The sequence below is a fragment of the Streptomyces sp. Tu 3180 genome (assembly GCF_009852415.1).
In the GTDB taxonomy this organism is placed as follows: domain Bacteria; phylum Actinomycetota; class Actinomycetes; order Streptomycetales; family Streptomycetaceae; genus Streptomyces.
Map to the genome: position 1 here is coordinate 1,559,168 of NZ_WOXS01000002.1, position 10,833 is coordinate 1,570,000.

The window sequence follows — 10,833 nt, forward strand, 5'->3', positions numbered from 1 at the left end:
GCCTCCTCGACGGTAGGCAGTCACCAAGGGTGCGTCAACGATCGCCACACTCGGCACGCCGAGTGATAATCACCCTAAGAGTGGTTTCCCGCACCCCTCCGCGGGGAAAGGCTAGCCGAATGCCTTCCGTACGGGCCGTGCGGTGCTCCTCGGCCCGCCGCCCCGGGCGGGTGCCGGGACCCGGACGGCCACGGCCCCTCACTGGTTGCTGGTGCCGAAGTCCTCCGGCGAGATCTGGTCGAGGAACTCGCGGAACTTCTCCACCTCGTCCTCCTGCTCGTCCGGAATGGCGATCCCCGCGTCGTCGAGCACCGTGTCGCTGCCGTAGATCGGCGTCCCCGTGCGCAGCGCCAGCGCTATGGCGTCGGACGGCCTGGCGCTCACCTCGACCCCGCTGGCGAAGACCAGCTCCGCGTAGAAGACCCCCTCGCGCAGGTCCGTGATGCGCACTTCCGTGAGCTCCTGGCCGACGGCCTCCAGCACGTCCTTGAACAGGTCGTGGGTCAGCGGCCGTGCGGGGGCCATGCCCTGCTGAGCGAAGGCGATGGCCGTCGCCTCCCCCGGTCCGATCCAGATGGGGAGGTAGCGGTCGCCGCCCACTTCACGCAACAGCACGATCGGTTGGTTGGAGGGCATTTCGACCCGGACACCTACGACATCGAGCTCGTTCACACAGCAACCCTAGGCCGTGCTCGGGACGTTTGGGTAGTCGGGCAGGGAACGGGTGGCCGATCCGGCCCTCCGGGCCCGCCCGGCTCAGGGCAGCCGCACCCCGAGCGCCGTCTGCACCAGCGCCGCGTGCAGCCTCACCGTGAGCCCCGCCAGCTCCTTGGTACGGGCCTCCGCGTGGGCCCTGGTCTGCGGGTTCCGGTGGCGTCTCAGCGGGGCGACGAGCTGGTCCACCAGACCGGCCTCCCGGTCGGCGGCGGCCTTCATGGCCCTCAGGTGACGGGGCTCGATCCCGAACCGCCCCAACTCGGTGATCAGCTCGGCGACGGTGACCGCCTCGGAGTCGTACACCCCTTCCTCCACCGGGGTGAGCAGTCCGTACGACTCCCACTCCGCGAGCTCCCGCTCGCCGATGCCGGCGGCCGCGAGCAGCTGGGCACGCCCGATGCGGGCCGCCGCGGGCGCCTCGGAGACCGGCTCGTGGCCGGCCTCCCCGTCACGCGGCCGGCCCACCACCGGCAGCGGGGCGGCCTCGCCGCGCTCCATGGCCTCCAGGTGCTCACGGATCACCTTGAGCGGCAGATAGTGGTCCCGCTGCATCCTCAGGACGTGGCCGAGGCGCTCGACGTCCCCGGCGCTGAACTTGCGGTACCCCGAGGGGGTCCGCTGCGGCTCGATGAGCCCCTCCGACTCCAGGAAGCGGATCTTGGAGATGGTGACCTCGGGGAACTCCTCGCGCAGTGCGTTCAGCACCGTGCCGATGCTCATCAGTCCGGTGTCCGTGGCGGCGGCACCGTCTCCGGCACCGCCGCTCGGTGTGTGAACCATGGACCTTCCCTGGTGATCCCCGGACGGAATCCGGGGAGGTCAGTAGCCCCGCTGGCTCGCGTAGAAGACCAGCCTGTACTTGCCGATCTGCACCTCGTCGCCGTTGGACAGGGCGACCTGGTCGATCCGCTCGCGGTTGACGTACGTGCCGTTCAGGCTGCCGACGTCGGCCACCGTGAACGAGCCGTCCGGGCTGCGGCGGAACTCCACGTGCCGCCGGGAGACCGTCACGTCGTCCAGGAAGATGTCGCTCTGCGGATGGCGTCCGGCCGTGGTCAGGTCACCGTCCAGGAGGAAGCGGCTGCCCGAGTTCGGACCGCGGCGCACGACCAGGAGCGCGGAGCCCATCGGCAGCGCGTCGACGGCCGCCTGCGCCTCCGGGGAGAGCGTCGGCATCGCCGTCTGACCGGTGGCCTCGGCGTCGTAGGCCTCGAGACCGGAGATCGAGATCGTGGACGTCGTCTCGGAGGGGCGCTCCGGGGTGACTCCCGGCCTCAGCGGCGCGCCGCAGTTGGAGCAGAAGCGGCTGTTCTCCGCGTTGCGGTTACCGCACCTCGTACACACCAGGGCCGACATGGACGGATCCTCCTGCCGCGGCTGCCCACCGGGGGCATGGGATGCGTACGGGTCGGAAAACCCTCCACCCGTACCTGAGGTCGACGGTTGCCCGAAACCTATGCCGCCCGACTGCGCGGGGTCAACCGACGGCGCGCCCGGACCGGTGACCTGGTCCCGGAACAGCGGACGCTGACCTTCCGCGTCAGGCTGTGCGCGATGGCGAGCGGTCGCGTTGTCGCTGCCCTCTCGCGTGCTCTTGCCGAACAACTTCGCAAACAACTTCACGGGCGATTCCCCTTGACCGAAACAGACCCGCCCGTGGGGCAGGACGAACCCTGACTGAACACATTGGCGGACCCGGACATCCTCACAACGTCCGCCTCCGCCAGACAGTTTCCACCACGCACCACCCATTCGGTGCGCCGACCCCCCGCAACCTCATGCCCTCGCCGGATGTCCCCCATGCACCCCCGGTTCACCGGGAGGACGACCGAGCGTAGTCAGGCCGCTCCGCGGCCCGCAAGGCATCCACGACGATCTTGGTGGAACGCTCCACGGTAACGGTGGCCTGTTCCTTTTCGAGGGTCTGCACCACACCTCCCGGGATGTTGAGCGCCGGCTCGAGGTCCTGCGGCTTGCCGATGACCTTGAAACGATAGGGCGCGGTGATCTTGTTCCCGTCCACGCCGACCCCGTTGCCGGAATCCGTCAGATAGGTGCCCGCCACGACCCGCACACCGTTCACCTGGATCGCCTCGGCACCGGCCGCGCGCAGCTCCTGGATGGCGTCGAGCAGCATGTCCGCCTCGACCGTCCCCTTCGTGTCCTCGATGGTCATCGTGATGCCGGGCCCCTGCGCGGCCACCGTGCCCGCCAGGACGCCGAGTTGCCGTTCCTTCTCGACCGTCTGCCTGCGGGCCTCCTCGGCCTGGTCGGAGCTGTTCTCCAGCTCCTCGCGCTGCTTCTCGAGTCCCTGCTTCTCGTCCTCAAGACGCTGTGTGCGGTCGTCGAGTTCATCGAGGATGCGCACAAGATCTTCCTGCCGCGCCCCGCGCAGCGCGCTGTCGCCGTCGCTGTTCGAGGCCACCTGGACGGCCAGGCCGAAACCCAGGCCGAACAGCAGCAGGGCCACGATGAGTTGGGCCCGGGTCACCCGCGGCGGCCACAGTCCCATCACCAGCCGCTGCCGTCCGGTGAGCCGGGGTTCCGGCTCGGTCCTCGGCACCTGCGCGGACGCGGGCGCGCTCGCGGGCACCTCCGCCGGCAGCTCCTTGCGCAGGCCGCTCGCGGGCGCGGTCCCGGGAGCGGTCCTGGGCCGGGGGGTCTGCGCGGGCCCGGGCGGGGGCGCCTGCGCGGGCGTCGGCTCGTCGTTCCGGTGCTCACTCATCGGCCTCACGCCCGGAACACGTGCCGGCGGATCGCCGCGGCGTTGGAGAAGATGCGGATGCCGAGGACGACCACGACACCCGTGGACAGCTGGGCCCCCACGCCGAGCTTGTCGCCGAGGAACACGATCAGCGCGGCGACGACCACGTTCGACAGGAACGACACCACGAACACCTTGTCGTCGAAGATGCCGTCGAGCATGGCCCGCAGCCCGCCGAACACGGCGTCGAGCGCCGCGACGACGGCGATCGGCAGATAAGGCTCGACGACCGCCGGAACCTCGGGCCGGACCAACAATCCGGCCACGACTCCCACGACGAGGCCCAGTACGGCGATCACGATGTGCCCTTCCCGGTTATCGGCTGTGCGGTACGTACGATCACACTCGGTGCGGCGGGCAACCGGAGGTCGTCCTGCGCGGAGAGGTCCGTCCGGATGCCGTAGTTCTCCTGCAGGACGTGCAGATACAGCCCGTCCGCGCTGTTCTGGAACCGGTCGCGCAACTGCGGGCCGTCCCCCACCGCGAGCACCGTGTACGGCGGCACCAGCGGCCTGTTGTCGACCAGTATCGCGTCTCCGGCGGCCCTGATCGCCGACAGGGCGGTCAACCGCTGCCCGTTGATGGAGACGGCCTCGGCGCCGGATTCCCACAGGCCGTTGACCACCCGCTGCAGATCGCGGTCACGGACCCGTCCGGTGTCCGAGAACCCGGAGGTCGACCGAGGGTCGCCGTCGCCGCCCGCGGTCGCGTCCTCGGCGTCGTTCACCACGAGCCGCACACCGGGGCCGTGCACCGCGACGGCCCCCGCCAGCATGCCCACCAGCTCCGACCGGTCGCTTCCGCCACTGTCGCGGAGCGCCTCGCGCTGCCGCGCGCCGACGTCCTCGCGCAGTTCGTCGACGCTGTCCTCGAGTTCGTCGGCCGCCTCGGTCTCCCGATCGATGCGGTCGATCAGCTCCTCGCGCTCCTTGGCGACGACGGGGGCCGCGACCCGGGCCTGCGCGGCCCCGACGGTCACGATCAGGGCGGCGAGCACCAGGCCGGCGGCGAGGCCCAGCCTCGCCCTGAGGGTCTTCGGCATGCCGCCGTCGCCGTCGGCTTTCTTCCGCGCGGCGGCCTCGGCGTAACCGTCGTCGAGGCTGTGGTCCATGACGTTGGTGATCAACGACATGGACGCGTCCGGACGCGGGGGCCGCTGGGGTGTGCTCCGAACGGGGGGTTGCTGCGGCATGCCGCACATCGTCGCACGCCGCGGCCACTGCTTTCGAACAACCCTACCGGCGCGCCGGACAGGCCCCGTCGGGGACACCTGCCCGGCGCGCCGGCGTACCGGCCGCTCTACCGTCCCGCGCTGTCCACGACCGCCGACCACTCGTCGAGCAGGGCCTGCGCGGAGGCGTCGTCGGGCCCTTCGGCCCACAGGTGGGTGACCGCCTCGGCCGGGTCGGGCAGCACCATCACCCAGCGGCCGTCCGCCTCTACCACGCGCACGCCGTCGGTGGTGTCCACGAACCGGTCTCCGGCCGCCTCGACCACCCGCCGCATCACCAGCCCCTTGACGGCCCACGGGGTCGCCAGGTCCCGCTTGAGCACGTGCGCCCGCGGGATGCGCGCGTCGATCTGGCTGAGCGTGAGCTGCGTCCGCGCCACCAGCCCGATGAGCCGCACGAAGGCGGCGGTGCCGTCGTAGACGCTGCTGAACTCCGGAACGATGAAACCGCCCCTGCCGTCACCGCCGAAGATCGTCCCTTCCTCGCCGCCCACCCGCGTGAGGTCGTCGGGCGAGGTCGTCGTCCACTCCACCTGGGTGCCGTGGTACGCCGCCACCTGCTCGGCGATCCGGGTGGTGGTCACCGGCAGCGCGACCCGGCCGCTGCGCCGCTCGGCCGCGACGAGGTCGAGCATCACGAGCAGCGCCCGGTCGTCCTCGATGATCCGCCCCTTCTCGTCGACCAGGGACAGCCGCTCACCGACGGGGTCGAAGCGCACGCCGAACGCGGCGCCGGAGGACGCCACGATCTCCCCGAGCCGCACCAGTCCCGAGCGCCGCATGTCGGCCGTCTCGGTCGGCCTGGACTCGTCGAGACCGGGGTTGATGGTCAGCGAGTCGACGCCCAGCTTGCCGAGCAGGCTCGGCAGCACCAGGCCGGCGCTGCCGTTGGACGCGTCCACGACCACCTTCAGCCCGGACTCCGCGATCCCGGTGATGTCGACGTCGCGCAGCAGCGACCCGGTGTACGAGTCGAAGACGCTCGCCGGGAAGTGCAGGTCACCGATCTCGCCGGGGAACGCACGCCGGTACTCCTGCCGCGCGAACACCCGGTCCAGCTTGCGCTGGCTGCCCTGCGACAGGTCGGCGCCCTGACCGTCGAAGAACATGATGTCGACCGAGTCCGGCACCCCGGGCGTGGTCCGGATCATGATGCCGCCGGCGCTGCCCCGCGCGGTCTGCTGCCTGGCCACGGGCAGCGGCACGTTCTCCAGGTCCCGTACGTCGATGGCGCTGGCCTGCAGCGCGGAGATGACCGCCCGCTTCAGCGCCCGGGCACCGCGGGAGTGGTCGCGGGCCGTGGTGACGGTCGCGCCCTTCTTGAGCGTCGTCGCGTACGCGCCGGCCAGGCGCACGGCGAGTTCGGGGGTGATCTCGACGTTCAGGATCCCGGACACGCCACGGGCGCCGAAGAGATGCGCCTGCCCCCGCGACTCCCAGATCACCGAGGTGTTGACGAAAGCACCGGCCTCGATGGTCTTGAACGGGTAGACCCGCACATTGCCCTGGACGATCGATTCCTCACCGATCAGGCACTCGTCACCGATGACGGCGCCGTCCTCGATCCGCGCCGCGCGCATGATGTCGGTGTTCTTGCCGACGACACAACCGCGCAGATTGCTGTGCGGCCCGACGTACACGTTGTCGTGGACGACGGCCTTGTGCAGGAAGGCACCGCTCTTCACGACGACGTTCGACCCCACGACGGTGTGCTCGCGGATCTCGGCGCCGGCCTCGACCTTGGCGTAGTCACCGATGTACAGCGGCCCCCGCAGTACGGCGTCGGGGTGCACCTCGGCGCCCTCGGCCACCCACACACCCGGGGAGATCTCGAAGCCGTCGATGTCGACGTCGACCTTGCCCTCGAGGACGTCCGCCTGCGCCTTCACATAGCTCTCGTGCGTGCCGACGTCCTCCCAGTAGCCCTCGGCGACATAGCCGTAAACGGGCTTGCCCTCCTTCATCAGCTGCGGGAAGACGTCACCGGACCAGTCGACGGGCACATCGGCCTCGACGTAGTCGAAGACCTCGGGCTCCATGACGTAGATACCGGTGTTCACCGTGTCGGAGAAGACCTGGCCCCAGGTCGGCTTCTCGAGGAAGCGCTCGACCTTGCCCTCCTCGTCCACGATGGTGATGCCGAATTCCAGCGGATTGGGCACCCGGGTCAGGCAGACGGTGACCAGGGCGCCCTTTTCCTTGTGGAAATTGATCAGCTCGGTGAGGTCGAAGTCGGTCAGCGCGTCACCGGAGATGACGAGAAAAGCGTCGTCCTTCAGTGCCTCCTCGGCGTTCTTGACGCTTCCGGCGGTACCGAGTGGCTTCTCCTCGTTGGCATAGGTGAGCTCCATTCCGAGCTCTTCACCGTCACCGAAGTAGTTCTTGACCAGTGACGCCAGGAACTGGACGGTCACAACGGTTTCGTTGAGCCCATGCCTTTTGAGCAGCCGCAGAACGTGCTCCATGATCGGCCGGTTGGCCACCGGCAGGAGCGGCTTGGGCATGCTTGAGGTCATGGGACGAAGGCGGGTGCCTTCGCCTCCGGCCATCACGACGGCCTTCATGTCGGAAGCGTCCTCCTCGAAGAGACGACGGTCTGACCGACTTCACCCGTCAGGAGTGTCTCGCACTTTTTCCCTGGGGGCCATCGCGCCACCTTGCGCGTGCCCGTCACGAGTTCAATCGGCCATGGCGTCCGCCCGAACCAGACGGCGGACTTGGACCACGTAGAGGACTCCTGCCCACCAATAGAGGGTTGTACCCCATCCGGCGAACGCCCATCCGAAAATAGCAGCGAGTGACGAGATCCAGCCGGTTCCGTCACTGAGCAGGAGCAACGGGAAGGCATACATCAAGTTGAAGGTGGCCGCCTTCCCCAGGAAGTTCACCTGCGGCGGCGGATAGCCGTGCCGCCGGAGGATGCCCACCATCACCAGCAGAACGAGCTCACGCGCCAACAGCACGGCGGTGAGCCAGAGCGGCAGAATCTCGCGCCAGGTGAGACCGACCAGGGTCGAGAGAATGTAGAGCCGGTCGGCCGCGGGATCGAGAAGCCGGCCGAGGCTGCTGATCTGGTTCCACCGGCGCGCGAGCTTGCCGTCCAGGTAGTCGCTGACGCCGCTGAGAGCCAGCACCAGGAGCGCCCAGCCGTCACTCTTCGGGCCACCGAACTCGGGCCTGAGGATCAGCCACAGGAAGAGGGGTACGCCAACGAGCCGCGCCATGCTGAGCATGTTCGGGATGGTGAGGACGCGGTCCGTCTGGACCCGCGTCTCCTGGACCTCCACCCGGGAGCCTCCTGTGAGAAACGTGCCGATGATGCCCCCCGACCTTACCTCAACGCAAAAAAGCTCCGGCTCTCGGGCTGCATGCCCAAGAGCCGGAGCTCTAAAAGGAGTTCGGCGGCGTCCTACTCTCCCACAGGGTCCCCCCTGCAGTACCATCGGCGCTGTAAGGCTTAGCTTCCGGGTTCGGAATGTAACCGGGCGTTTCCCCTACGCTATGACCACCGAAACACTATGAAACAATCAACAACCGGCTTCGGGTTGTTCGTGGTTTCAGAACCAACACAGTGGACGCGAGCAACTGAGGACAAGCCCTCGGCCTATTAGTACCGGTCAACTCCACACGTTACCGTGCTTCCATATCCGGCCTATCAACCCAGTCGTCTACTGGGAGCCTTACCCCATCAAGTGGGTGGGAGTCCTCATCTCGAAGCAGGCTTCCCGCTTAGATGCTTTCAGCGGTTATCCCTCCCGAACGTAGCCAACCAGCCATGCCCTTGGCAGAACAACTGGCACACCAGAGGTTCGTCCGTCCCGGTCCTCTCGTACTAGGGACAGCCCTTCTCAAGACTCCTGCGCGCACAGCGGATAGGGACCGAACTGTCTCACGACGTTCTAAACCCAGCTCGCGTACCGCTTTAATGGGCGAACAGCCCAACCCTTGGGACCGACTCCAGCCCCAGGATGCGACGAGCCGACATCGAGGTGCCAAACCATCCCGTCGATATGGACTCTTGGGGAAGATCAGCCTGTTATCCCCGGGGTACCTTTTATCCGTTGAGCGACGGCGCTTCCACAAGCCACCGCCGGATCACTAGTCCCGACTTTCGTCCCTGCTCGACCCGTCGGTCTCACAGTCAAGCTCCCTTGTGCACTTACACTCAACACCTGATTGCCAACCAGGCTGAGGGAACCTTTGGGCGCCTCCGTTACCCTTTAGGAGGCAACCGCCCCAGTTAAACTACCCATCAGACACTGTCCCTGATCCGGATCACGGACCCAGGTTAGACATCCAGCACGACCAGACTGGTATTTCAACGACGACTCCACCCGAACTGGCGTCCGAGCTTCACAGTCTCCCAGCTATCCTACACAAGCCGAACCGAACACCAATATCAAACTGTAGTAAAGGTCCCGGGGTCTTTCCGTCCTGCTGCGCGAAACGAGCATCTTTACTCGTAGTGCAATTTCACCGGGCCTATGGTTGAGACAGTCGAGAAGTCGTTACGCCATTCGTGCAGGTCGGAACTTACCCGACAAGGAATTTCGCTACCTTAGGATGGTTATAGTTACCACCGCCGTTTACTGGCGCTTAAGTTCTCAGCTTCGCCCACCCGAAGGTGAGCTAACCGGTCCCCTTAACGTTCCAGCACCGGGCAGGCGTCAGTCCGTATACATCGCCTTACGGCTTCGCACGGACCTGTGTTTTTAGTAAACAGTCGCTTCTCGCTGGTCTCTGCGGCCACCCCCAGCTCCGGCAGCAAGTGCCGTCACCGGATGTGGCCCCCCTTCTCCCGAAGTTACGGGGGCATTTTGCCGAGTTCCTTAACCATAGTTCACCCGAACGCCTCGGTATTCTCTACCTGACCACCTGAGTCGGTTTAGGGTACGGGCCGCCATGAAACTCGCTAGAGGCTTTTCTCGACAGCATAGGATCATCCACTTCACCACAATCGGCTCGGCATCAGGTCTCACCCTCATGAGTGGCGGATTTGCCTACCACTCGGGCTACACCCTTACCCCGGGACAACCACCGCCCGGGCTGGACTACCTTCCTGCGTCACCCCATCACTCACCTACTAACCGCTTGGGCCGGCGGCTCCACCACTCCCCTTCACCCGAAGGATCCGGGGCGGCTTCACGGCCTTAGCATCACGATGCTCGGTGTTTGACGCTTCACAGCGGGTACCGGAATATCAACCGGTTATCCATCGACTACGCCTGTCGGCCTCGCCTTAGGTCCCGACTTACCCTGGGCAGATCAGCTTGACCCAGGAACCCTTAGTCAATCGGCGCACACGTTTCTCACGTGTGAATCGCTACTCATGCCTGCATTCTCACTCGTCAACCGTCCACAACTCGCTTCCGCGGCTGCTTCACCCGGCAGACGACGCTCCCCTACCCATCACAGCACCCGTTGGGGCTTATTGCTGCAATGACACGACTTCGGCGGTACGCTTGAGCCCCGCTACATTGTCGGCGCGGAATCACTAGACCAGTGAGCTATTACGCACTCTTTCAAGGGTGGCTGCTTCTAAGCCAACCTCCTGGTTGTCTGTGCGACTCCACATCCTTTCCCACTTAGCGTACGCTTAGGGGCCTTAGTCGATGCTCTGGGCTGTTTCCCTCTCGACCATGGAGCTTATCCCCCACAGTCTCACTGCCGCGCTCTCACTTACCGGCATTCGGAGTTTGGCTAAGGTCAGTAACCCGGTAGGGCCCATCGCCTATCCAGTGCTCTACCTCCGGCAAGAAACACACGACGCTGCACCTAAATGCATTTCGGGGAGAACCAGCTATCACGGAGTTTGATTGGCCTTTCACCCCTAACCACAGGTCATCCCCCAGGTTTTCAACCCTGGTGGGTTCGGTCCTCCACGAAGTCTTACCTCCGCTTCAACCTGCCCATGGCTAGATCACTCCGCTTCGGGTCTTGAGCGTGCTACTGAAGCGCCCTGTTCGGACTCGCTTTCGCTACGGCTACCCCACCCGGGTTAACCTCGCAACACACCGCAAACTCGCAGGCTCATTCTTCAAAAGGCACGCAGTCACGAGACACCAGCAAGCTGATGTCCGACGCTCCCACGGCTTGTAGGCACACGGTTTCAGGTACTATT

The 10,833-nt window shown here is 66.3% G+C and carries 8 protein-coding genes and 2 rRNA genes (1 of these 10 running past the window's edge); all 10 read right to left on the reverse strand.

Features of this window, described 5'->3' with window-relative positions:
- Positions 1-198: 198 nt before the first annotated feature.
- Positions 199-672 (reverse strand): bifunctional nuclease family protein, encoded by a 474-nt coding sequence (locus GL259_RS07905; protein ID WP_004934251.1) that lies wholly within the window; start codon positions 670-672, stop codon positions 199-201.
- Positions 673-756: 84 nt separating this feature from the next.
- Positions 757-1,497 carry a MerR family transcriptional regulator gene (locus GL259_RS07910; protein WP_159530535.1) on the reverse strand — a complete coding sequence of 247 codons (741 nt, stop codon included), beginning with the start codon at positions 1,495-1,497 and terminating at the stop codon, positions 757-759.
- Between the two features lie 39 nt (positions 1,498-1,536).
- Positions 1,537-2,469 carry an FHA domain-containing protein gene (locus GL259_RS07915; RefSeq protein WP_166461443.1) on the reverse strand — a complete coding sequence of 311 codons (933 nt, stop codon included), beginning with the start codon at positions 2,467-2,469 and terminating at the stop codon, positions 1,537-1,539.
- A 61-nt stretch (positions 2,470-2,530) separates the two neighbouring features.
- On the reverse strand, positions 2,531-3,442 hold the full coding sequence (locus tag GL259_RS07920) for a DUF881 domain-containing protein (RefSeq protein ID WP_159530539.1): 912 nt from the start codon (positions 3,440-3,442) through the stop codon (positions 2,531-2,533).
- A gap of 5 nt (positions 3,443-3,447) precedes the next feature.
- Entirely contained in the window at positions 3,448-3,780 is a 333-nt protein-coding gene (locus GL259_RS07925) for a small basic family protein (protein WP_003988855.1), read from the reverse strand.
- Complete coding sequence (locus tag GL259_RS07930; RefSeq protein ID WP_166461444.1) at positions 3,777-4,613, reverse strand: DUF881 domain-containing protein; 837 nt, start codon at positions 4,611-4,613, stop codon at positions 3,777-3,779. The genes GL259_RS07925 and GL259_RS07930 overlap by 4 nt, the downstream gene beginning before the upstream one ends.
- A gap of 167 nt (positions 4,614-4,780) precedes the next feature.
- Positions 4,781-7,276 (reverse strand): mannose-1-phosphate guanyltransferase, encoded by a 2,496-nt coding sequence (locus GL259_RS07935; RefSeq protein WP_159530543.1) that lies wholly within the window; start codon positions 7,274-7,276, stop codon positions 4,781-4,783.
- Positions 7,277-7,390: 114 nt separating this feature from the next.
- Positions 7,391-7,999 (reverse strand): CDP-alcohol phosphatidyltransferase family protein, encoded by a 609-nt coding sequence (locus GL259_RS07940; RefSeq protein WP_159530545.1) that lies wholly within the window; start codon positions 7,997-7,999, stop codon positions 7,391-7,393.
- 109 nt (positions 8,000-8,108) lie between these two features.
- A 5S ribosomal RNA gene (gene rrf, locus GL259_RS07945) occupies positions 8,109-8,225 on the reverse strand.
- A 74-nt stretch (positions 8,226-8,299) separates the two neighbouring features.
- A 23S ribosomal RNA gene (locus GL259_RS07950) occupies positions 8,300-10,833 on the reverse strand (it continues 587 nt past the right edge of the window).